Raw genomic sequence first — 23445 nt, 5'->3', positions numbered from 1 at the left:
TTTTGCGAATGCCTGATTGCGAATTGTCATTCAGCCGCGCATAGGCTTAAATTAATCTCTTTACCCCACCTCCCTTCTCCCCAGTCATGATCGATGTTCAGGACCTCACCAAGCAGTATGCCGGACGCACTGCGGTGAACAACATCTCCTTCCAGGTGGAGCCCGGGGAGATTGTGGGCTTCCTGGGGCCCAATGGTGCGGGCAAGTCCACCACCATGCGCATCCTCAGCGGCTACATGCCCGCCACCTCCGGCCGCGCCACCGTCGCGGGGTTTGACGTCTTCCACCAGTCCATCCAGGTCCGCCAGTCCGTGGGCTACATGCCCGAAATGGCCCCCCTCTACACCGACATGAAGGTGAAGGAGTACCTCCGCTTCCGCGCCGAGATCAAAGGCCTTTCCGGCATGGCCATGCGCCGCCGCATTGGCGAGGTCATGGAGCTCACCGGCGTCACCGACATGCGCAAGCGCCTCATCGGCAACCTCTCCAAAGGCTACCGCCAGCGCGTCGCCCTCGCGGACGCCCTCGTCCACAAGCCGAAGCTCCTCATCCTCGACGAGCCCACCAACGGCCTCGACCCCGTGCAGATCCGCCATGTGCGCGATCTCCTCCGCAGCCTCAAGTCCAAGCACACCGTCCTGCTCTCCACCCACATCCTGCATGAGGTCGAGCAGACCTGTGACCGCGTGGTCATGATCCACCAGGGCCGCATCCGTGCCAATGACACCCCGGCCAGCCTCACACGCCAGCTCCGCTCCACCACCCTGCTCCACCTGGAGATCGAGGGCACCGGCAATCTGGCGGAAAAACTCTCCGCCATCCCCGCCGTGCGAAAGGTCGCGGAGGAGCCCCTTCTCGTCCACCCCTGGCGGCGCTTCACTCTGCGGGTCGAACCCGATCACGACGTGCGTGACGAGGTGCTGGCGCTCGCCACCGCACACAAGTGGCGCATCCGTGAGATGCACCGCCAGCTCCCCACCCTGGAGGACGTCTTCGTCGAGCTTTCCATGAACGCGGGCACCCCCACCGACATTCCCACCCACGTCCTATGAGGATATTCTGGATCCTGCTCAAAAAAGAACTGCACGCCTTCTTTGTCTCCCCCGTGGCCTACGTGGTGCTGGCCCTCGTCATGGTGCTCAATGGCTTCGCCTTCCGCGCCGCCCTCTCCGTGCTGGAAAATGCCCCCAGCGAAGGCTCCATCGTGAGCTGGACCTTCCACGCCATGTGGTTCTGGCTCTCCTACTTCTTCATCTTCCCCCTGCTGACCATGCGCCTCTTTGCCGAGGAAAAAAAGATGGGCACGCTGGAGACCCTCTTCACCGCCCCGGTGCGCGCCTGGCAGGTGGTCGGCTCCAAATACCTCGCCGCCGTCATCGTGTACTGCGTCCTCTGGCTGCCCAGCCTCATCAATTTCAAGTTTGCCCACTGGATCACCGCCGGCCAGGTGGAGCTGCCGGACGGCGCCATGCGCGGTGCCTACCTCATCCTCGTCGTCATGGGCATGTTCAATCTCGCCGTCGGCTGCTTCGCCTCCTCCCTCACCGCGAACCAGATCGTGGCCGCCATCATCTCCTTCACCCTCAGCCTCCTGCATTTCCTCCTCGGCATCTTCATCATGGTCGTCGGTCGCAAGATCTCCGACACCATCGTGGACGTCGTCAACTACTTCGCTGCCACCGAGCACATCCGCATCTTCACCGCCGGTCTCATCGACAGCCGCCCCATCATTTACTACCTCAGCATGTCGCTGCTGTTCCTTTCCTTCACCCACCACGTGGTCGAGTTCCGCCGCTGGCGCCCGTGAGCCGACCGCCCCACTCCCATGACGGATTCCGCACAGAAATCTCCGCCCGCCAGCCCTGAGCCCAAGGCCAGGCCCATGCCCAGGCGCTACGGCATCGGCGTCAATGTGGCCCTGCAGGTCATCCTCGCCCTGGCGCTCTTTGCCGGCGTGAACCGCCTCAACTACTACCACTACTGGCGCTGGGACCTCAGCCCCAGCCACGACTACACCCTCAGCCCCGCCACCCTCAAATACCTCGACAGCCTCTCGCGCGATGTGCAGATCTACATCGTCTTCAGCCGCGACTCCAAGGTGTACGAAGACGTGCAGCCCCTCCTGGAGGAGTACAACCAGCACGGCAGGCAGCGCATCAAGGTCCGCTCCATCGACCCCGTGCGCGACATCGAGCGCGCCGAGCAGCTCAAGGCGGACACCGGCCTCTCCCTCGCTCAAAACGGCGTGCTCGTCCGCTGCGGCTCCAACAAGCGCTTCATCACCGAGGAGGAGCTCGTCGTCCGTGAAAAGGGCACCAGCACCACCAAGAAGGTCATCGAGTTCCGCGGGGAGGACGCCATCACCTCCGCGCTCATCTCCGTCGTGGAGGGCCGCGTCCGCCGCTTCTACTACGTCGTCGGCAAAGGCAGCCGCTCCGACGCCGCCCAGAGCGACGCCTACAACGCCACCATGGAGCTCGGCAGGCAGCAGAACTTTGAAGTCGTGCAGGTGAACCTCTCCGAAATCAGCCACATCCCCACGGATTCAGACGGCCTCTTCATCCTCGGCGCGCGCTACGACCTCTCCGAACGCGAGGTCTCCATGCTCAATGACTACTGGCAGGTGAAGCGCGCGGGCATCTTCATCATGCTGGATCCCGGCGGCGAAACCTCCCGCCTCAATGCCTTTCTCAGCGCCAACGGCGTGCGCCCCCGCGGTGACCGTGTGCTCATGGCGGAAAGCACCAGCACCGGCCCCAAGAAGGAGTTCACCGTGCTGGGCGAGTTCCTCAAGGACGTGTCCTTCATCCGCCACCTCGCCTCCTCCGCCATCACCCTGGCCGGCCAGACGGAGTCGCTTGAGCTCATGGAGGAAAACACCGCGCTCAAAGAGCAGTCCATCCACATCCATCCCCTCATCCTCGCCGCCCCACGCTACTGGGGCGAGAAGCAGTTCCTGGAGGAGCTGCCCATCGTCGATGAAGAAGACACCGTCCCGCCCATCTACGTCGCCGCCAGCATCGAGCGCGGCGCAGTCAATGACGAAACCCAGCGTGCGGACACCTCACGCATGGTCGTCGTTTCCAACTCCACCCTGCTCGACAAGCAGACCATGCTCGCCGTCAGCCACGACTTCGTGGCCGCCAGCCTGAACTGGCTCATGAACCGCGAAAGCTTCATCGGTATTCCGGCCAAGTCCAAGCACTCCTACCGCATTCAGCTCACCCGCAGGCAGCATGAGCTGATCTTCTGGGTCACCTCCATCACTCTGCCCGGCATCGTCCTCGCCTTCGGGTTCATGGTTTGGGCCAGCCGCCGCGCCGCATGAGAACCGCCTTTGACGCATGAGCGCACGCACCACCCTTCTCCTCTTCCTGCTGGTCGCCGCCCTGGGTGCGGTCATCCTCGGCATCGAGCGCTACCTCCCCTCCGCCGTTGACACCCGCGAGGTCAGGCGCGGCCCCACCCGCTTTGAAAAAGAAAAGGTCACCCGCATCGAGGTCCTCACCGCTGAAAACGTCCCCCTCACCCTCGTGCGCGAGGGCAGCGCCTGGCGCATCGAAAAACCCTACGACGACCTGGCGGACCCGCAAAAAGTCGCAGCTCTCGTTCTCACCCTCCATGGCGTCGAGTGGATCGAGCGCATTCACAAGGAGGAGTTCGACTCCGCCGAGTGGCAGAAGACCGGGCTCGACAATCCACGCTTCAAGGTGCGCCTCTTCGCCGGAGACGCCCCCGTCTATGAATGCTGGTTCGGTCTGCCCGCCGCCGTGGAAAACAGCCTCTACATCGGCATCCCGGACCACGGCGGCGAGCCCGCCTGGTACCTCGCCAAGAGCGACGCGCCCGCTGTCTTGCAGATTCCCGCCGCCTCCTGGCGTGACCCCAAGCTCCTCCGCCTCCCTGCGGAAGTCATCACCAGCATCACCCTCAGCCAGCCCTCCGGTCAGATCGTGCTCGCCCGCGAAAATGAGCACTCGCCATGGCTGCTCGAAAAGCCGCTCAAGACACGCGGCAGCAAGGAGCGCATCACCGAGCTGCTCTCCGCCATCCTCAACATCGAAATCACCGAGGCCAAGGACGTCGCCACCACCGCGAAGGAAGATGCGCAGACCGCTCATGCCGACGAAATCAAGGTCACCATCGAGTCCAAAACCCGAGGCAAGTCCTACGAGTTCATCGTCAAGAAACCCGCCGATGACAAGCAGGCCGTCACCACCGCCACCACCGCCTATCGCAAGCCCGTCTTCACCGTCGTCGCCAAAAACCTTCTCTCCCTCTGGGTCAACCCCAATGCCCTGCGCGACCACCTCCTCGCGCAGATCGATGGCGAGCGCCTCGAGTTCATCACCATCAGCAGCAAGACCCATCCCGAGATCAACCTGCGCAATGAAGAGGGCTCCTGGTACCTCCAGCGCCACGGAAAATGGGACCCCGCCAACGGCGAGCGCGTGGCCCGCTGCCTCAATGCTCTCAACACGTTTGAAATCCTCCAGTTCGCCGCGGATTCCGCCGCGGACCTGACTCCTTATGGCCTGGATGATCCCTTCCAGACCATCGCCTGGACTCCCCACCGTGAAAAACCGGTGAAGCTCATGTTTGGCCACAATGCGGAAAGCACTCAGTTCTTCGCCAAATACGAAAACGAGCCCTTCGTTTACCGCATCGATGCCTCCCTCCTCCCCTCCCTTCCCACCGATGGCATCAAGTGGAAAGGTCTCGGCGCCCTCCGCTTCACCACCTTTGCCCTGCGCCGCATCACCCTGGCCCACGGTGCCTTCACCCCCGTCATTCTCGACTACAACCCCGTCACCGCCGAATGGAAGGCCACCCGCGGCGGCCGTGACGTCACCGCCGAGCTCGACCGCGTGAAGGCCGACCAGCTCGCCTCCAATCTCGCGCGCTTCACCGTCCAGGACTGGGCCTCCGACCGCAGCGATGCCCTGCAGGCCCTCAAAACACCCTTCTTCACCATCCAGATCGTTCTCGGCGAACCCGGGCGCCTGGACGGCCCCGTGCATGAGATCGAAATCCTCCTCTCCCCCACGCAGCCCAACGCTGAAACAGCCTTCTATTTCGGCCAGATCAAAGACGATCCCGATGTCTTCTACATGACTCACAACGCCCTGCTCCAGATCGTCGGCATCAACGTATTCAAGCCGAGCCCTGCGAAGTAAACCACTGCCCGCCCCGCTTCCCACTCCCTGCTTTCAGCCCCTCGGTGCGATGGACGTTAGGCGTCCATCGCACGTCACGGGAGCAACAACAAGGGGCAAAAAAAGCAGAGGCTCAATGGCCGCCGCCCAGAAGGTAGAAGATCAGCAGGACGGGAAGTGGAATGCCGAGAAGCCACAGGAGCACCCAGCCGATTTTGCCTTCGTTGCAATACTGTTTGATTTTCGTTTTCATAGTTGATGGGGTTGCAAATAAATCGTGCCTTCATCCTATGTCGGATGGGTGCGCATGCCCGCCTCTCGCAGGCGCTGCGCTCAGTGTCGCTTGCCCTGCCCATGAGGATGCCCCGGCGGTGCGCTCTGGGGTGCCACGGGCACGGTGTGCGGAGGATTGCCACCCTGCGGGGGCAGTGGGTGAATGGGGGCGGGCTGCTGCGGCTGCACCGGGGGCAGCGGCGCCGGATTCGCATGCGGCGGAGCCACGGGCGCGGCCGGGGGCGGCTGCGGCACGGCCTCCGGACCCCGCCCCGGATGGCCCGGATGCCCGGGTACTCCTCGCGGTGGCGTGGGCGCATTCGGCATGTCTGAAGCGGGCGGCGTCGGCACGTGCGGCGACACGCGATTCGCAGGCGTCCCCGGCGGCGGCCCGTGCGGGACCTGCGGCTGGCCAGACGTCTGTGGCGGCGGCACCACAGCAGGCGGCGCTTGGTTTTCCCCTGGTCGCGGCCCAGGCTGCCGGCCCTCCGCCCCCCGTTCGCGATGAGGCAGCCCAGGCTCTTCGGCCTTCTTGGGCGGAATGCCAGGAGGCGTGGGGGCGGACAGCGGCATCGCGGGGCGGACTTCCTCGGTCACGTGCCGCGGCTCACCACGCAGGGTGCCGCCGGCTCCGCTGCGCTCCTCAGGCTGCAGCACCCGGCCAAAGGCTGGCGGTGGGGTGGTGCTGGTGGCAGGCCGCAGATTCTTCTCCGGCAGGTTCGGCGGGCGCGTGCGTGCCATCTCCTCGCGTTGCTGCTGGCGCAGGCGCTCCAGGCTCTGGGCGTCTCCCGCTCCGCGCCAGCCGCGGTCAGCCTCCGCCTGGTGGAAAGGCTCGCGCACCTTCGCGGGCAGCGCATGGGAGGGCGCCCTGCTGATCGCCGGCGCGGCCACCACGAGATGGTCCTGCTCAATGCGTGAAAAACCGCCGCCGCCGTGGTGTGGGCCGCCTCCACGGCGGTCGCGCTCCAGCCACTCGCGGCGGAACCCCTCATCATCCCGCCGCAGCGTCAGCCGCCGGACTTGATTGCTGCCCAGGCCGTCGATGCGCTGCGGATCCGGGCCGCCCACAAAAATGTGGTTCATCACATTCGGCTGGTAGGTCGTGTGGGTGATGTTTGCAGACTGCCCGTAGTACGTGAAGTTGCGGTTGTGATCCAGGATGAACGGCCGCAGTGACCCTCGGCTGGCAAACATGCCGATGGGCACAAAATTGTAGTACGCCGGCCCCACATCGTAATAGCTGTCTGTCCACCCTCCAAAGCCCACTCCCGGCACCCACGCCGCCTCCGGTGGCAGCGGTGCCCAGCCGATCTGCCCCTGCGTCTGGCGCCAGGACACCCACGCCGGCGCCCATTCATAGCCTGGCACCCAAACCCAGCCTTGGAGCAGGCGAATCCACCGGCCGTAGTGGTAGGTCAGCCAGCCAAAGTCCTCATTCGAAACCCACGTCCAGCCTGCATCGGTGTAGGCCCAGCTACCGTCCGTGTACGGCAGCCATCCCTGCTGCTGCTGGGCTTCCAGCGGCTGCCACACATAGCCGTAGTTCGGCGTGTAGATCCAGTCCCCGTAGGGACTCAGCGCATCGTAAAAAAAATCGACCGGCACCGCATCATTGGTCTGGGCCGGAGCCAGCGGGGCCGTCGCCGCGAGCAGTGCGGCGCACAAAAGAAGCAAAGAACGTTTCATGGCGGAGAAAGGGAGAAGGTTGGGCAGGCACGCGGCCTATGCTTCAGGATCGCATCGGCACACCGCGCGGATGTCTGCTTTGCCTGCGCCAGCCCGTCCGCCCATGCGGGAAGACCCCGCCCCGTGCATCAGGGCCGCTCCCCGCCCCGCCCGCCCCTCTCCGCCGCCCGCCTCTCTCTCGGGTCAAACCGCAGGCCTCCTCTCCCGCACCATCATGCGGAAATCAACTTGCCCCACCACGGCAATGCCCCATAATGGGCGCTCTCGGAGAGCTGGCTTTGCCAGCAAATCCGCTTTTGGGGCTATAGCTCAGTTGGTAGAGCGTCTCGTTCGCAATGAGAAGGTCAGGGGTTCGAATCCCCTTAGCTCCACCAGTCTCTCTCACAGAAGACTGGTGGATCTGCGGAAGTCTCGGTCACTTCTACTTCTTCTTCGCAGGCTTGGCTTTCGGCGCGCTCTCATTGTTCTGATCCTGCTCCACCTGCCGTGCCACGGCGCGCTCGACATAGTTCGCAAAGCTGCGCCCGTCGAGCGCCGCATACTTCTTCGCCAGTTTGGCAATCTTGGGATCAATCGTGATGCTGGTATTGATTTTCATAAGCTGACAGAGTGTGGTATCTTTTACCACACCGCAACAGGCAAATCACCTGTTCATCTGCTCAGCATGCGGCATCCTCGGGCTCAAAAAACAAGCCTTCTCAGCCCGGGCGGCGTGCCGCTCGTAGCCGGGGAGAAAACGGTCGTCCGTCCCAAAGCCGTCAAGTGAGTGATCACTGCTCCATCTCCTGTCGTCGGCGAAGAGCGGTGAGGGAGGGATTCGAACCCTCGGTAGCTGTTAAGGCTACGCATCTTTAGCAAAGATGTGCTTTCGACCACTCAGCCACCTCACCAATAATTTTCTCTTCCCGCAGCCGGGGGGCCAGCGGAGCGCTTATTTAGCGTGCAGCGCGGCGGATCGTCAACCGAAATGTCATATCAGTCACGCGCGTCGCCCAGCAAATCCGGCCGGTTCACCCGCGTCCGCTCCCGCGCCTGCTCCTCACGCCACGCCGCGATCCTCGCGTGGTTCCCGCTCAGCAGCATCTCCGGCACCTTCAACCCCCGGTATTCCGCCGGCTTCGTGTACTGCGGGGCCTCCAGCAGCCCGCTTTCTCCAAAGCTCTCCTCCACCGCGCTCATCTCGTCTCCCAGCACGCCCGGCAGCAGCCGCACAATGGCATCCATCACCACGACGGCGGCGATCGCCCCATTCGTCAGCACGTAGTCCCCCAGGCTGATCTCCTCATCCACCCAGTGCTCGATGATCCGGTGGTCGATCCCCTCGTAGTGCCCGGAGATAAAAATCAGGTGCGGCTCGGCCGAAAGCCGCCTCGCCGTGGCCTGATCAAACCGCTTCCCGGCGGGCGACAGGTAGATGATGCGCGCCTCCGGCGTGTCGATCCGGTCCAGCGATTCAAACACCGGCTCCGGGCGGATCACCATCCCCTGCCCGCCGCCGTAGGGCGTGTCATCCACATGGCGGTGCTTGCCCAGCCCCTGCTCACGCAGGTCGTGCACCCGCAGATCCAGAAGGCCCTTTTCCTGCGCACGGCCCATCATGCTCAGGCCCATCGGCACCGAGACCAGCTCTGGAAACAGCGTCACCACATCAATTCGCATGGCGCGCTATGCCGCAGCCTTTCCAGCAGGGCAAGCCCGGCATTCTCACCTTCTCCGGGAATGCGCCTTGACGCTTGGGGTCGCACTTCTACTATCGGGCTCCCCCATTTTCTCTCCATGAACATCCACGAGTACCAAGCCAAGCAGCTCTTTGACAAATTCGGCGTCGCCAGCCCCAAAGGAATCGTCGCCAGCACGGCGGCAGAAGCAGGAGCCGCCGCACGCGAAATCGGTGGCACCGGCCTCGTGGTCAAAGCCCAGGTGCATGCCGGCGGCCGTGGCAAAGGCACCTTCAAGAACGGTTTCAAAGGCGGCGTGCACGTCATCAACACCCCCGAGGAAGCCCAGGACATCGCCGGCAAGATGCTCGGCCAGACCCTCGTCACCCACCAGACCGGCCCGGAAGGCAAGCTGGTGAGCAAGGTCCTCATCGCCAAAGCCGTCAACATCACCAAGGAATACTACTTCGCCATCCTCTTTGACCGCGGCTCCAGCAGCCACGCCATCATCGCCTCCACCGAAGGCGGCATGAACATCGAGGAAGTGGCCGAAAAGACTCCCGAAAAGATCACCAAGGAGTTCATCCACCCCACCCTCGGCCTCCAGGCCTACCAGTGCCGCAAGATCGCCGCCTCCCTCAATCTGCGCGGCGCGCTGATGAACCAGGCCGTGAAGCTCTTCTCCGCCCTCTGGAATCTCTACCTCAAGAGCGACTGCTCCCTCGTCGAAATCAACCCCCTCGCCATCACCGACGACAACCAGGTCGTGGCGCTCGATGCCAAGTTCAACTTCGACGACAACGCCCTCTACCGCCAGAAGGACGTCACCGCCATGCGCGACACCACCGAGGAAGACCCGCGTGAAGTCGCCGCCAGCGAATTCGGTCTCAATTACATCGGCCTTGATGGCAACATCGCCTGCCTCGTCAATGGCGCCGGCCTCGCCATGTCCACCATGGACATCATCAAATTCCACGGCGGCGAGCCTGCCAACTTCCTCGACGTCGGCGGCGGCGCCACCAAGGAGCAGGTCACCGCGGCCTTCAAGATCATCCTCGGCGACCCCAATGTGAAGGGCATCCTGGTGAACATCTTCGGCGGCATCATGGACTGCAACATCATCGCCACCGGCATCATCGCCGCCGCGCAGGAAGTCTCCCTGAACATCCCCCTCGTCGTCCGCCTCGAAGGCAACAACGTCGAGGCCGGCAAGGCCACCCTCGCCGCCAGCGGCCTCAAGATCACCAGCGCCGACGGCCTCACCGACGCCGCCCAGAAAATCGTCGCCGCCGTCAACGGCTGATCCTTTGCAGAGTTTACAGTCGTTGACAGTTGTTTACAATTGTTGACGATGGAGCGTGCTCGGGAGGCTCGGACCTGAACCACCGTCAACAACCGTAAACCATCGTCAACAACCGTAAACTCCCCCTGCCATGGCCAGCATCACCACCGAAGAACTCCTCGCACACACCCAATGGCTCGAAAGCGGCGGCAAAAGCGGACGCAAGATCGACGAGACTGGCATGAACCTCGCCAGCGCCACGCTCAATGACCTGAATCTGGCCAAAGGCCAGTTTGTCGGCACCACCTTCACCAAGGCCAACCTCGCCGGCACCAATCTCTCCGGCGGCGACTTCAGCGGTGCCAATCTCGACAGCGCCAATCTCAGCGGAGCCGATCTCAGCGGCGCGGATCTCGGCGGCGTCTCCCTGCGCCACGCCAATCTCAGCAACGCCAACGTCCGCGGCGCCGATCTCTCCGGCGCAAACCTTGAAGGTGCCAACCTCACCAACGCCGATTTCACCGACGCCGACCTCATCGCCGCCAATCTCACCGGCAGCATCCAGACCGGCATGCTCTACACCGGCGCCAAGCTCGCGGACACCCAGGGCCTGAAGTCCGTACAGTAGCCATCTCGCTCCGCCGAGATGAGCCCAGCGTGCCCATGCCCGCACATCTCGCTCATACCACGGATCGACGATCGAGAGGACTGCCTGGCTCCGCGTCAAGCCGGGAGCAACATCCCCCGCCGCACGGCGTAATGGTTTCATGACCTCACGCCGCACTTTCCTGTCTGCTGGACTCGCCACCCTCGCCTCGCGCTCCTGGGCCCAGACGCCCGCCGCCCCCGAGCCGATCATCGACATCCATCAGCACATGCACTACCACAAGCGTGAGGACGAGCATCTCCTCGCGCACCAGCAGGCCATGGGGATCACCACCACCATCATCCTGCCCGCCGGCACCTATGTGGACCGCCCCTCCACCCACAACGGCAAGTCCAACGGCCTCGCCGCCCAGTGCGCCACCACCGAGGCGGCGCGCGACTTCGCCAAAGCCCACGCCGACGCCTATCTCTGGGCCGCCAATGAAGTCACCGATCTTGACACCGCGCCCGCCGAAATCGAAAAGTGGCTCAAGCAGGGCGCCTGCATGATCGGCGAGCAAAAATTCATGGTGCAGTGCGACTCCCCCGAAAGCCAGAAGCTCTACGCTCTCGCCGCGGAGTACAACGTGCCCATCCTCCTCCACTTCCAGCACCTGACCTACAACCTCGGCTACGACCGCCTTCACACCATGCTGGAGAAGTTCCCCAAAACAAACTTCATCGGCCATGCCCAGGCCTTCTGGGGCAACATCGACAAAAATCACGATCAAAAGGTGAACTACCCCAAGGGCAAGATCACTCCCGGCGGCATCACCGACCGCTACCTCGCAGACTACCCCAACATGTTTGCAGACATGTCCGCCGGCAGCGGCCTCGTCGCCCTCACTCGCGACGAGGAGCACACCACGAAATTCTTCGACCGCCATCAGGACAAAATCCTTTATGGCAGCGACTGCGCCGACCACCTCGGCCGCGGCCCCGGCTGCCAGGGCGCGCAAACCATCGCCGCCATCCGCAAGCTTTCCCCAAACAAGACCGTGGAGCGCAAGATCCTCTTCGAAAACTCCCGCAAGCTCTTCCGCCTGGCGTGACGCTCGCCAAAATTTGTCTTGTCGGGAAACGCCGTTTTTGAGACGATCCGTCTGTCTTGATCGACCACGGATCGTTAGTCATTCATAAACAGCATCCATCATTCAAGGGTCCGGGGCCGGTTTCATCCTCAACTCAAATCCGATCCTATGAGCACTTCACTCGAAACACTCCAGGCATCCCCCGCCCGAAAATCATGGCTCACCACGGCGCTCCTCTTTGGCCTGCCCATGGGTCTCCTTTTTTCCTTCCAGTCCGGCCAATACCTCTCCGGCATGGCCGTGGGCCTGATCGCAGGCGCCCTCTTCGCCAGCGTTATCACCCGCTTTGTGAGCAGGCAGACTCAGAAGTTCCAGGCCGCGAGCCCCGACTTCGGTACCGAGACCGCCCTGCACTCCGGCCCCGCCAATCACTTCAAAGGCCTCGAAAGTGTCGGCGGTCACCTTTGGCTCACGGACGGGCGCCTGCATTTCCGCTCCCACAAGATGAACCTGCAAAACCACGAGTGGACCGCCCCGCTGGCAGACATCGCCTCAGTGCGGGCCACCCGGACGCTCGGCCTCATTCGCAACGGCCTCCTCATTCGTCTTTCCTCCGGCGCGGAGCATCGCTTCGTCGTGAATGACAATGAACGCTGGGCTCAGGCCATCGCGCAGGCAGGACAGCAGGCGTGCACGCGATAGGCCAGCAACCCATTCAGAGATTCTTTTTCGCCTTCTCTGGCAAAATCCGCCCCCGCTTCAGCCTCACACGCGGGCGCTCCACCCGTATTTCTTACGCCCCGGCGGGCTTTGCGAACGAACGTTTTAAAAGTTTGGATGTCTGTGATTGCACGTCAGCGCCAGCCCGCTGTCACCGCATTTCACTCCCGTTCGTTTTAAAGCAATGTCCATCGATCCCTGCCAGGTGGCTTTCAGTATCGTCAACCAGATGCACGCCATGATGGCGTATTGGGACACTCGCGAAAGGTGCCTTTTTTCCAATCGTGCCTACCAGCAGTGGTTTGGCAAAACTCCGGAGGAAATAGCCTCCATCTCCATGCACGATCTGCTGGGCCCGGAGCTCTACACCCTCAACCGGCCATACCTCCAGGGCGTGATGCGTGGCGAAAAACAAATCTTCGAGCGCACCCTCCGCCAGGCCTCCGGTGTGTCCCGGCGGTTTCTCGCCACCTACCTCCCCGACATGGAGGAAGGAGTCGTCTGCGGGTTCTCCGTCCATGCCACGGAGCTGCCCACGCTGCCGGCCCCCCAGGAGTGGCTGCCCATTTGCTCAAACTGCAAGGACATCCGTTCTCCCAGCGGCGTGTGGTATCCCGTCGAAGAGCATCTTTTCACTCATTCAAAGATCAATTTCACCCACGGCCTGTGTCCCAAATGCCTGCCCCGGTACTTTCCCGCCTGCGCCATGGAGTGATCGCGGCCCGAAACCGGATCACACCTCGCAAAGCGGCCCTTGCATCTTTGGTTCTGCGATACCCGTTATGATCCCATGCCCGACACCGCCCCTGTCAAAAACACCGCCCCTCGGCCGAATGTGAAAGTCGAAGCCTGGACCTTCGATGTCGGTGACGCAGGCAAAACCATCGACGCCTTTGCCGAGGAGGTCATTCATCGCGTCGAAATCGCTTGGGCCGGCGGCGTGGACATCGTCCTCCTTCCCGAATACCTCTGGGCCGCCCTGGAGCCTCTGCTCCCTGATAAGGACGCGGACATGGAGGACATCGCCAAAGTCGTCTGGGTGGACCTCATGCCCAGGCTCAGGCAGCGCCTCTCCCGCAAGGGCAAGCACGCCATTCTCGGCACCGCCCCCTTCCTCGATCCCACGAACCGGCACCTCTACAACCGCGCCATCATCTTCAGCGACGGCCGCCTCCTCCATCAGGACAAACTCTTCCTCACCCCCTGGGAGCACGAGTTCAGGCCCGGCCGCGAGCTCTACGTCTTCGAAATGTCCGGCCTCCGCGTCGCCATCATCATCTGCCTCGACATCGAGGTGCCGGAACTCAGCGCCCGGCTGCGCGGCCTCAACATCGACCTCCTCCTCGTCCCCAGCGCCACCGAAACCCTCTATGGCAGCGAGCGCGTCACCCGCTGCGCCTCCGCCCGCGCCATTGAGCTCGGCTGCGCCGTCGTGGTCTGCCCGCTCGTCGGCAAATGCGACTCCAGCATGGTCAATGTGAACCTCGGCAAGATCGGCCTCTACCTCCCCGCGTTAAAAGCCTTTGAAGCCTACGACCGCACCGAAGACACCCGCCTCGTCCACCAGGGCTGGCACGCCCTTCGCGTCGAAGTCCCCGAGGCCGTCATCCAGGAAGCCCACCGCCGCCGCAAGGAAACCAACCCCTCCCAGCTCACCGTCAACCTCACCCCCGACGAAGTCCACATCGACGAAAGCGCCCGCACTCCGCCCAAGAAAGTCACCCGCCGCGAGCGTCAGTAATGCCCCCAATCTATTGAAAACAGGTCTGTATCTCAGCCGGGCAAAGCACTCTGCTTGATCGTATCGATGGTATCTTGTGCCATCGACTGCCGTCCTTGTCTTGAAGGCCAACGGCCTTCCGCATCATAGCGAAGGGTTGCCGAGCCTCAGCGAGGCTACCCTGGTACAAGCAGCCCCCCCAGGAAAGCAAACCCATCGCCTTCTTCACACATCGCGCCCACCAGCAGCGTCTCCCCGTCGCTCCGAATCATTGATGCGCGCTCTAGCACCCACACTTCACCCAATGACCTTATGCCATCCCCGGCCCTGCGCTTTCAAATGGCGTGAAGGCAGCGTAGATCTCTGGCTCTATGGGTTCACCCAAATAACGCACTGGCAGTTTCAAAAAATGGAGGGCCTGTGCTGACTACCCCGGGCTGCCCCAAAGCGTCATCACAAACCATCCAGCGATCAGTCCTCCAGTTACCCATCTAAACCTCTTACGCCGAAGATCCCGAACACCGACTGCGATGCATACGCACCACAGCAGCCCCAGCACCACCGCCGCAAAATAACGCTGTTGAGTCACGAAGTCCGCGACCAGCCAAATCGGCCCACCGACAAGCATTGCCGCTGCAAGCAAGCCGCAGACGACTAGTTCGATGGCATCCAGTCCATCGAACAGTCTCCACAGCCATTTCATCACTGGGTGACTTTAGGAATTCACTTCCTCCCCCGCACCTCGTTCACAAACTCCTCCATCAGATCCATCGCCTTCGCGATGAGCTCCGGAGCAGTCGCATAGCAGCAGCGCACAAAGCCCTCGCCCGCACTGGAGAAGGCACTGCCCGGCACCACGGCCACGCTCTTCTTCTCCAGCAGTTGAATGGCAAATTCCTTGCTCGTCAGCCCCGTGCTGCGGATCTCAGGGAACACATAAAACGCCCCGCCTGGATTGAAGCAGTGCAGCCCCATCCCATTGAGACGGCTCACGATCAGGTTGCGCCGCTGCTCATAGCTCTGCCGCATGTCCTCATACGCCGCCTCGCCCATCTTCAGCGCCTCAATGCCCGCCATCTGGCTCATGATCGGCGCGCACAGCATGCAGTACTGATGAATCTTCATCATCGCCTCGCGCAGCGGAGCGGGCGCGCACGCATACCCAAGCCTCCAGCCCGTCATCGCAAAGGCCTTGCTGAAGCCATGCAGCAGCACCGTGCGCTCCCGCATCCCTGGAAATTCCACGATGCTCTTGTGCTTCCGTCCGTCATACAGCAGCTCGCTGTAGATCTCGTCCGTAAACACCAGCAGGTCATGCTTCACCGCCAGCGCCGCGATCTTCGCCAGCTCCGCCTCCGGCATGATGCCGCCCGTCGGATTCGTCGGGAAGTTCAGCGCGATCACCTTCGTCTTCGGCGTGATGGCCTTCTCGACATCCTCCGCCATCAGCGCAAATTCATTCTCCTCACGCGTCTGCACCACCACCGGCACGCCGTAGGCCATCTTGATGCTCGGGCTGTAGCTCACATAGCACGGCTCATGATAGATCACCTCGTCCCCCGGATTCAGCACCGCGCGGAAGGCGATGTCCAGCGCCTCGGACACCCCCACCGTCACCAGAATCTCCGTCTTCGGATCATACGTGGTGCGGAAATGCTTCGTCACATACTCGCTGATGCCAATGCGCAGCGACTCAAGCCCCAGGTTCGAAGTGTAGCTCGTCTGACCTTTCTCCAGCGAGCGGATCACCGCCTCGCGGATCGGCCACGGCGTCGGCTTGTCCGGTTCGCCCACGCCCAGTGAAATCACATCGGTGCGGCCAATGACCAGCTCAAAGAAATCGCGGATGCCGGAGCGCGGCAGATCGCGAATGATGGTTGAAATTTTGTTGTCGTAATCCATGACCTCAGGTTCCTCTTCAAATCATGGACTCACCGGCAGGCGCTCTTCGTCGCCGCTCGAATTCGCGAGAAACCCGCCCTGTTTGTACGCTTTCAGCTGAAAGCGCGTCGCCGTGGAAAGCACACCACCCAGGGTGCTGAGCTTCTCAGCCACAAACGTCGCCACATCCAGCAGGTCCTTGCCCTCCACAATGACAGCCAGGTCATACCCGCCGCTCATCAGGAAACACTCGCGCACCTGGTCAAACTTCGAAATACGCCGCGCCAGCCGGTCAAACCCGCCGTCGCGCTCGGGTGCGATCCGCACCTCGATCAACGCCGTCACCCCGCGATGCCCCGCCTTCAAACGGTCCACCACCGCACTGTACCCCAGAATCGTGCCATCAGCCTCGGCGGCGGCAATCCGTGAAGCAACTTCGGATTCCGTGATGCCCAGGGCCGCGGCCATCTCATGACGGGAGCGGTTGGAGTTGTTGTGCAGTAGTTCAATGAGCGGGTCCATAATAGGGGGCGCGACTGTAACGCGCCTTGCCCGTTTGAACAGCGGAAACCCGCAAGAATCCTCAGCCTCAGCCTCAGCCTCAGCCTCAGCCTCAGCCTCAGCCTCAGCCTCAGCCTCAGCCTCCTCTTCCTCCCCGCTCAATCTCCACCAGCTCCCACGCACCCCCACAAACCCTCCTCAAAAAAACCTCTGTGCATCTCCGTGCCCTCTGTGGTTAAAAAATCGTCCCGTCACCACTCCACCACTCCACTCCCACGCATTCCATAAGCCACAAAAACCTCCGCCCCCTCTGCCCCTTTGCCTCTCTGCGGCAAAACCAAACGTCCCACTCGCCCCGCCCCATCATCATTCCATCACTCCATCACTCACCTCCCGCCACTCCACCACCTCTGAAATCATAAATCGTAAATCATAAATCATAAATTTTCGCCGCCCTGCTCGGCCTCCCGTTCAGGTTGACCCTACCCCCCGCCACGCCAAATCTCCTCGCATGCGCAACACCGCCATCAAAGTCATCCAAAAGCTCACCCACGCAGGCCACACCGCCCTCCTCGCCGGCGGCTGCGTGCGCGACATGCTCCTCGGCCGCGAGGCCAAAGACTTCGACGTCGCCACCAGCGCCACGCCAGAGCAGGTCGTCGCCCTCTTCCCCGGTGCCCAGACCGTGGGCGCCCATTTCGGCGTCGTCATCGTCCGCATGGACCACCACCACATCGAAGTCGCCACCTTCCGCAGCGACGGCAGCTACAGCGACGGCCGCCGCCCCGACAGCGTCACCTATTCCACGCCAGAGCTCGACGCCCAGCGCCGCGACTTCACCATCAACGGCCTCTTCTTCGATCCCCTCACCGACAAGGTCATCGACTACGTCGGCGGCCAGGCCGACCTCCGCATGGGCCTCCTCCGCGCCATCGGCGTCGCCAAAGACCGCTTCGAGGAGGACCACCTCCGCATGCTCCGCGCCGTGCGCTTCGCCACCGTGCTCGGCTTCGATATCGAGCACGCCACCTGGGAATCCATCTGCGGCCTCGCCCCCAAAATCAAGGGCGTCAGCATCGAGCGCATCCGCGAGGAGTTCGTCAAAATCATGCTCCATCCCAATCGCGTGCGCGGCTTCGATCTCCTCGTCAACAGCGGCCTCATGGAGCAGTTCCTCCCCGAAATCCTCGCCCTCCAAGGCTGCGAGCAGCCACCCCAGTTCCACCCCGAGGGCGATGTTTTCGTCCACACCCGCCTCATGCTCAGCCTCCTGCCCGCCGAAGTTTCGCTGCCTTTGGTCATGAGCGTCCTCCTCCACGACATCTGCAAACCAGCCACACAAACCCGCGACGCCGACACCGGCCGCATCCGCTTCAATGGCCACGACAAACTCGGCGCTGAAAAAACCGGCGAGATCATGCGCCGCATGAAATTCCCCAACGACGTCATCGAACCCACCGTCATCGCCGTCGAAAACCACATGGTCTTCAAGGACGTCAAAAAGATGCGCACCGCCAAGCTGCGCCGCTTCATGGCCCGCCCCTCCTTCGATGACGAGCTCGCCCTCCACCGCGTCGATTGCCTCGGCTCCAACGGCTGGCTGGACAACTACGACTTCCTCCTCGCCAAGCGCCAGGAACTCGCCAGCGAGCCCATGCTCCCCCCGCGCCTCATCACCGGCGCCGACCTCATCGCCCACGGCTGGCACGCCGGGAAAGCCCTCGGCAAACTCCTCACCACCCTCCAAACCCTCCAGCTCGAAGGCACCCTCACCACCAAAGAAGAAGCCCTCGCCTGGGTCTCCCAACACGCCCCCGTCCCCGACGTCTTCGACGCCGTGGAGGAATAGAAACCACTGTGTGAAATGAATGCTTCACAGCGCAGCCGCGAAGCTTCAGAAAAAAGTACTCGTGAGCTTTAGCTCACTCCGGAAAGCGCCGTATCTCCCAGAACGAACCGAAGTTCACCACCACTTGCTTCGTCCCAAAGCCTTCCCCAAAAACAATCTCTGCGGCGTTCCAGTCTCTGCGGTGAAATAATCCGACTCAGCACATCCTCACACCACCAGCCCCGGCAAACTCGTCCCCGAGCTCGACCCAAACTCATCCGCCTCGATCCCCATGCGCTGCAGCATCTGCACAAACAGATTGCACATCGGCTGATTGTTCTTCGCATCAAACGCCAGGTGCTGCCCATGCTTAAATCCACCGCCCGCAAACACCAGCGGCAGGTTGTGCCAGTCATGGCTGTTCGCGTTCCCCAGATTGCTGCCGAAGAGCACCATCGTGTTGTCCAGCAGGCTGCCATTCGTCTCCTTCTTCGCCTTCAGCGAAGTCAGCAGCCCGTTGAACGCCTCAAACTCCGCGCTCTCAATCCGCTGAAGCTGCGCGATCTTCTCCGGATCCTGTCCGTGATGTGAAAGGTTGTGGTGCGCCATCGTCACGCCTTTCACCAGCGGCACGTCTCCGCGCCCCTGCACCAGCACCGTGATCGCCCGCGTGCTGTCCGTCTGCAGCGCCAGCGGGATCAGCTCAAACAGCAGCTTCATCCGCGCGATGAGATCCGCCTCGTTCTCCACATCCGTCGGCGGCTTCGCATCCACCTTCGGCTTCGGCTTCTGCACCCACGCCTCAGACTTCAGCATCCGCTCCTCCATCTCCCGCACAGACGTGTAGTACTCGTCCAGCTTCTCCTTGTCCGCCGCGCCCACACGTTTCTCAAACCGCTTCGCCTCCGCCATCACCGTGTCCATGATGCTCCGGCCCTCCTTCAGCTTGCGCATCTGGTTCTGAATCTCCCCCGGCGTGCCATCCAGAAACAGCTTCGCAAACACCTGCGAAGGCTTCGACTGCGCCTGCACCATCACACCGCTGCGCGTGTAGCTCTGGCTGCCCTGCCCCGCCGTGCTCAGCGCCAGCGAAGGATAGCGCGTCTCATGCCCGATCTTCTCCGCCACAAACTGGTCGATCGACACCGTGTTGCGAAATCCCCCCAGCCCCGGCCCCCGCGCCGAAGTCAGCCACGTCATCTCCGAAGTATGCCCATCCGCCCCCGCCTGGTCCGGATGGCACACCCCCGAAAGCACCGTGAAATCCTCCCGATGCTCCTTCAGCGCCTCCAGATACGGCGTCAGCGTATAGCCCCGCCCCGTCTCCTTCGGAAACAAAGACGGCCCATAAATCCCCAGCGACGCACACGCAAACACCATCCGCTTCGGCGGCGTGGCGGCCGCGGCACTGGAAAGCCGCGGCATCATCGCCTCCAGAAACGGCAGTGCCAGCGAGACACCGGAACCTTGCAGAAAAGACCGTCGGGAAAGAGCGGGGCGTGTGATCATGAGGGATGGAAGTCGGGTTAAAAATTCGGTTACTTGCTCAAAAACAGCGGACTCTGCACCACAGCATGCACCAGCGTGCGCAGCCCGGCCCCGTCGGCCTCGGCCTGTTTCGCAATCGCTTCGATGCCGTCGCGATCCGCAAACTGGATGCCCGCTCCCGTGCCATACACCACCAGGTTGCAGGCCAGCGCACGCATCACCTGCTCCTGCTGCGTCAGCAGCAGCTTCTTGAATTCCATGATGCCCTGAAACTTGCGCCCGTCCGCCAGTTCACCGCTCGCATCCACCGGCAGGCCTTCTTTATACTGCCAGATGTTCTGGCCGTTCAGCTTGCGCTTCACATTCGCGCCCTTCTCGTTGGACCGGTAGTTCTCGCGGAAGCCGCCGATCACATCAAAGCTCTCCAGCGCAAATCCCGGCGGGTCGATGCTCTTGTGGCAGGACGCGCACGACTCGCTGTCCCGGTGCTTCGCCAGTTGCTCGCGGATCGTCGTCGTCCCCCGCGTATCCGGCTCGATCGCCCCCACGCTCGCCGGCGGCGGCGGTGGCGGCTCTCCCAGCAGGTGCTTCATCACCCACGCTCCGCGCACCACGGGAGAGGTCACCGTCCCATTCGCCGTCACCTTCAGCACCCCCGCCTGCGTCAGCACTCCGCCACGCGGACTTTCCGCCGGCAATGACACGCGGCGGAACTGCTCGCCGGACACCCCTGGCAGTTCGTAGTGCTCCGCCAGCCGGCGGTTCACCATCACAAAATCACTCTGGATCAAATTCGACACCGGCAGGTTCTGCTTCAGCAGCTCGCTGAAAAACGCCTCCGTCTCCGTCACCATTCCCAGCTTCAGCAGCATGTCATACTCAGGGTAGAGCTTCGTGTCCGGCGTCGTCGCGTCGATGTTGCGCAGCTCCAGCCACTGCCCCACAAAATTCGTCACAAAAGCCGCCGCCCTCGGCCCCTTCAGCAGCCGCTCCGTCTGCGCCTTCAGCACCGCGGGCTCTTTCAGTTTCCCCGCCGCCGCCATCTTCATGAGCTCCTCATCCGGCATCGAGCTCGTCAGGAAATACGAAAGTCGCGAGGCCAGCGCGAAATCACTCAGCTTGCCCGGATGCTCCTCCAGCAGCAGAAACGCCGGCGAAGTCAGAATCGCGCGCAGCCCCACCCGCATCGCATCTTCAAAGCTCCCGCCAGCATCCAGCGACGCCTGCGCCAGCGCGATGTACGGCGCTGCCTCATCCGCCTCCAGCGGGCGGCGGAAGGCCCGCCCTGCAAAGCTCGTCAGGCCGCTGCTCACCGCCTGCTTCACATCCGTCGGCGCCAGCTCATAGCCCTGCGGCTTGCCATTGCGGAATTTTTTCTGCTTCTCGCCCAGCTCCGTCAGCGGCACATCCCCCAGCGCCTTCTTCAGGCTCACCGGCGGCCACTCACTGGAAAGCGGCCCCTCCACCTCGATCCACTGCATCGCGAGCCCCGTGCCTGTGAACTCCGCGGAGCCCACGTTGTAAATGCTCTGCCCCTTCTTGTCCCGCCCCACGCGGTCACAGTTGATCACGATATGCTCGCTCCCGTCCAGCATCGTGGTGAACTCATACTCCCGCGGCTTGTCCGCCGGCAGTTCGCAGTAGCTCAGCAGCCGCTTGTTCTTGTAGTTGTTGCTGTAAATCATCACCGTCAGCGGCTCGCCTTCGCTCTGAAAGGCGTTGCCGGAGAGCCGGATGCGGTACATCCCCGGCCCAGGCAGCCGACACTGCTTCAGCCCCACCAGGTAGTCCCCCGTGGTGAACATGATCACCTCCTTCTCATTCTCCCGAAACATCACCCGGTGCCCGCTCTTCGGGTTCGTCTTGTCACTCAGCGTCCCCGGCGGCGTATCCAGGTTTTTGCGGATGCCCTGCTCGTTCTTGTAGCTGTACCGCTGGTTGATCCCCGCCGGCTTCTTCCCCAGCACAATCGCTGCATCCAGCGCCGCATCCGCAGCCTCCAGATACTTCTCGATCTGCAGTTGTGAAAAGCGCAGCCCCTCCGCCACCGTGTCAAACCCATGCAGCGGCGTGTCCTCTGGCAGGATATGCTTCAGCGGCAGGTCCACCCCCAGCAGGTCATGCACCGTGTTTTCATACTCCGTGCGGTTCAGCCGCCGCAGCACCGTGCGTCCGTTCGCCTTCTGCTGCGCCACTTCATGGTCTCGCAGCGGCTTCTTCAGCGCATCCGCAAAAGCCTTCACCTCACCCGCCTCCGGCTGCTTCTTCTTCGCCGGCGGCATCTCCCCCTTGCTCACCCGGTCATACACCTTCACCCACGCATCGAAATTCTTCCGGTCCTCCGGCTTGAAGGACAGCGCCGTCAGATCCAGCCCGCCCTTCTTCATCTCGCCGTCATGGCACTCCGTGCAGTGCTGCTCCAGAAAAGGAGTCACCGGCGGCAGCGGCGCGGCGCGGAGCGAAACCGAGAAAGAAAGACCGAGGAAGACGAAAAGGCGTGTCATGGATGGAACGACAGGGAGCACCAAAGAGTGCTGCCATATTCCCACGTACGCAAGCTTTCCGCCCCACCTTGCCGATCGCGCCAAAAGGCGGGGGCCCCCACGATTGCGTGGCGCAATGAGGCCTGGGGGAAACCTGGAATTATTTCTTCGTCTCAGACGAGGCAGCTTTCTTTTCTCCGGCCTCGGCTTTCACACATCCTGCCGCGACCGGGTCGAAGCCATCCGGAAATGCTGTGTCATCGTCGTAGATGGCCTTTTTCAGCTTTGCCGTGGGTGATATGGCTCCGCCGCGCAGGTTGGCTCCGCGCAGATCCGCGCCGCTCAGGTCACAGTCGTAGCCCACGGGAGCGATGATGCACTTCTTCAGATTAGCACCGCGAAGATTCACCGCGTTGAGGCTCAGCGTGAGCTTGCTCGTGTCCGTGCCTTCGAGGTTCGCCTGGGACAGGTTGGTGTAGGAGAGCACCAGCGTGCCGCTCGCGCCTGAGAGATCAGCTCCGGACAAGTCGGCCATGTAGAAGCTCACGAAGTTCAGGCTCGCGTCCTTGAAGACGGCTTTTTTAAGGCTCGCATTAGCCATGTTGGCATTGTCCAGCACCGCATCGGTAAAGTTCGCTCCATTCAGCACGGCTTTGCTGAAGTCTTTATGTTTCAAATCCTGATCATGGAAGTCCTTTTCTTCCGCGCGGCAGAAGGTCGCACCACACAGCAGCAGTGTGAGGACGATCATGTTTGCCAGTCCACGCAGGACGTGCTGACGGTCAGTGACGGGAGCGGTGTTCGTTTTCATATGAGGCAGTGTGATTTCTTTTCTTCAGGCTTTGCCTGTGTGGCAGGTGGCTGCCTCATGGGTTTCAGGCACTCATTCCGAGATTGACTTGACGGCGTTAATCCACCGCAGGCGGCAGATGATTCGGCATTGTGCAAAAAAAGCTGCCAACGACAACCTGAAATCAGGTCTTCAACGGCATTTCCAGCATCCAAAAAAAGGCTTTGCTCCCTCTCGCGCCAGCCTCCTCCTGCCACTCCCGGCACAGCGCTTGCAGCACGCCCTAAAGCGTCCACTGAAGCC

Annotated in this window: 20 protein-coding genes and 2 tRNA genes; 12 read left to right on the top strand and 10 right to left on the bottom strand. The window is 62.4% G+C overall.

Annotated elements, in window-relative coordinates:
* Window positions 1-86: 86 nt before the first annotated feature.
* From ACILSQ_RS16015 to ACILSQ_RS16000, 4 genes are read left to right on the top strand one after another with little or no spacing between them, the layout of a single operon-like run.
* Window positions 87-1052, top strand: coding sequence for an ATP-binding cassette domain-containing protein (locus ACILSQ_RS16015; protein ID WP_395744661.1), 966 nt, complete (start codon window positions 87-89; stop codon window positions 1050-1052).
* Window positions 1049-1807: an ABC transporter permease gene (locus ACILSQ_RS16010; protein WP_395744660.1), complete on the top strand. Its 759-nt coding sequence runs from the start codon at window positions 1049-1051 to the stop codon at window positions 1805-1807. Before ACILSQ_RS16015 ends, ACILSQ_RS16010 begins: the two co-directional genes overlap by 4 nt.
* Before the next feature lie 18 nt (window positions 1808-1825).
* Window positions 1826-3328 (top strand): Gldg family protein, encoded by a 1503-nt coding sequence (locus tag ACILSQ_RS16005; RefSeq protein ID WP_395744659.1) that lies wholly within the window; start codon window positions 1826-1828, stop codon window positions 3326-3328.
* Window positions 3329-3344: 16 nt separating this feature from the next.
* On the top strand, window positions 3345-5177 hold the full coding sequence (locus tag ACILSQ_RS16000) for a DUF4340 domain-containing protein (RefSeq protein WP_395744658.1): 1833 nt from the start codon (window positions 3345-3347) through the stop codon (window positions 5175-5177).
* A 312-nt stretch (window positions 5178-5489) separates the two neighbouring features.
* Here the strand turns inward: ACILSQ_RS16000 and ACILSQ_RS15995 are convergent, their stop codons facing one another.
* A complete protein-coding gene (locus tag ACILSQ_RS15995) occupies window positions 5490-7115 on the bottom strand; it encodes a DUF6600 domain-containing protein (protein ID WP_395744657.1) in 1626 nt (541 codons plus the stop codon).
* A 298-nt stretch (window positions 7116-7413) separates the two neighbouring features.
* On the opposite strand from ACILSQ_RS15995, the gene ACILSQ_RS15990 reads away from it, so the two are divergent.
* A tRNA-Ala gene (locus tag ACILSQ_RS15990) sits at window positions 7414-7489 on the top strand.
* Between the two features lie 47 nt (window positions 7490-7536).
* Here ACILSQ_RS15990 and ACILSQ_RS15985 read toward each other — a convergent pair.
* From ACILSQ_RS15985 to trmD, 3 genes are all read right to left on the bottom strand, one after another.
* Entirely contained in the window at window positions 7537-7713 is a 177-nt protein-coding gene (locus ACILSQ_RS15985; protein WP_395744656.1) for a hypothetical protein, read from the bottom strand.
* Window positions 7714-7917: 204 nt separating this feature from the next.
* Window positions 7918-8005, bottom strand: a tRNA-Ser gene (locus ACILSQ_RS15980).
* Window positions 8006-8090: 85 nt separating this feature from the next.
* Window positions 8091-8774: a tRNA (guanosine(37)-N1)-methyltransferase TrmD gene (trmD, locus tag ACILSQ_RS15975; RefSeq protein WP_395744655.1), complete on the bottom strand. Its 684-nt coding sequence runs from the start codon at window positions 8772-8774 to the stop codon at window positions 8091-8093.
* A gap of 117 nt (window positions 8775-8891) precedes the next feature.
* On the opposite strand from trmD, the gene sucC reads away from it, so the two are divergent.
* From sucC to ACILSQ_RS15945, 6 genes are all read left to right on the top strand, one after another.
* Entirely contained in the window at window positions 8892-10076 is a 1185-nt protein-coding gene (sucC, locus tag ACILSQ_RS15970; protein ID WP_395744654.1) for an ADP-forming succinate--CoA ligase subunit beta, read from the top strand.
* Between the two features lie 130 nt (window positions 10077-10206).
* A complete protein-coding gene (locus ACILSQ_RS15965; RefSeq protein WP_395744653.1) occupies window positions 10207-10683 on the top strand; it encodes a pentapeptide repeat-containing protein in 477 nt (158 codons plus the stop codon).
* 139 nt (window positions 10684-10822) lie between these two features.
* A complete protein-coding gene (locus ACILSQ_RS15960) occupies window positions 10823-11752 on the top strand; it encodes an amidohydrolase family protein (protein WP_395744652.1) in 930 nt (309 codons plus the stop codon).
* 147 nt (window positions 11753-11899) lie between these two features.
* The gene (locus tag ACILSQ_RS15955; protein WP_395744651.1) at window positions 11900-12433 is read left to right on the top strand and encodes a hypothetical protein; all 534 of its coding nucleotides are present in this window, start codon (window positions 11900-11902) and stop codon (window positions 12431-12433) included.
* A 202-nt stretch (window positions 12434-12635) separates the two neighbouring features.
* The gene (locus ACILSQ_RS15950; protein WP_395744650.1) at window positions 12636-13166 is read left to right on the top strand and encodes a PAS domain-containing protein; all 531 of its coding nucleotides are present in this window, start codon (window positions 12636-12638) and stop codon (window positions 13164-13166) included.
* A 75-nt stretch (window positions 13167-13241) separates the two neighbouring features.
* Window positions 13242-14192 (top strand): nitrilase-related carbon-nitrogen hydrolase, encoded by a 951-nt coding sequence (locus tag ACILSQ_RS15945; protein ID WP_395744649.1) that lies wholly within the window; start codon window positions 13242-13244, stop codon window positions 14190-14192.
* A gap of 406 nt (window positions 14193-14598) precedes the next feature.
* Here ACILSQ_RS15945 and ACILSQ_RS15940 read toward each other — a convergent pair whose 3' ends face one another.
* The 3 genes from ACILSQ_RS15940 to ACILSQ_RS15930 are packed head-to-tail and all read right to left on the bottom strand — an operon-like array spanning window position 14599 to window position 16574.
* Window positions 14599-14874, bottom strand: coding sequence for a hypothetical protein (locus ACILSQ_RS15940; protein WP_395744648.1), 276 nt, complete (start codon window positions 14872-14874; stop codon window positions 14599-14601).
* Between the two features lie 20 nt (window positions 14875-14894).
* Complete coding sequence (locus tag ACILSQ_RS15935; protein WP_395744647.1) at window positions 14895-16073, bottom strand: pyridoxal phosphate-dependent aminotransferase; 1179 nt, start codon at window positions 16071-16073, stop codon at window positions 14895-14897.
* 21 nt (window positions 16074-16094) lie between these two features.
* A complete protein-coding gene (locus ACILSQ_RS15930) occupies window positions 16095-16574 on the bottom strand; it encodes an Lrp/AsnC family transcriptional regulator (protein ID WP_395744646.1) in 480 nt (159 codons plus the stop codon).
* Window positions 16575-17064: 490 nt separating this feature from the next.
* Between ACILSQ_RS15930 and ACILSQ_RS15925 the strand changes: the two genes are divergently transcribed.
* On the top strand, window positions 17065-18402 hold the full coding sequence (locus ACILSQ_RS15925; protein WP_395744645.1) for a CCA tRNA nucleotidyltransferase: 1338 nt from the start codon (window positions 17065-17067) through the stop codon (window positions 18400-18402).
* Between the two features lie 207 nt (window positions 18403-18609).
* On the opposite strand, the gene ACILSQ_RS15920 is transcribed toward ACILSQ_RS15925, so the two are convergent.
* The 3 genes from ACILSQ_RS15920 to ACILSQ_RS15910 form a co-directional block, all read right to left on the bottom strand.
* Window positions 18610-19890: a DUF1552 domain-containing protein gene (locus ACILSQ_RS15920; RefSeq protein WP_395744644.1), complete on the bottom strand. Its 1281-nt coding sequence runs from the start codon at window positions 19888-19890 to the stop codon at window positions 18610-18612.
* 29 nt (window positions 19891-19919) lie between these two features.
* Window positions 19920-22373: a DUF1592 domain-containing protein gene (locus tag ACILSQ_RS15915; RefSeq protein WP_395744643.1), complete on the bottom strand. Its 2454-nt coding sequence runs from the start codon at window positions 22371-22373 to the stop codon at window positions 19920-19922.
* A gap of 139 nt (window positions 22374-22512) precedes the next feature.
* Window positions 22513-23163: a pentapeptide repeat-containing protein gene (locus ACILSQ_RS15910; protein ID WP_395744642.1), complete on the bottom strand. Its 651-nt coding sequence runs from the start codon at window positions 23161-23163 to the stop codon at window positions 22513-22515.
* Between the last annotated feature and the right edge of the window lie 282 nt (window positions 23164-23445).

The sequence above is a fragment of the Prosthecobacter sp. genome (assembly GCF_044227185.1).
In the GTDB taxonomy this organism is placed as follows: Bacteria; Verrucomicrobiota; Verrucomicrobiia; order Verrucomicrobiales; family Verrucomicrobiaceae; genus Prosthecobacter.
This window is presented reverse-complemented; position numbering and strand designations above follow the sequence as displayed.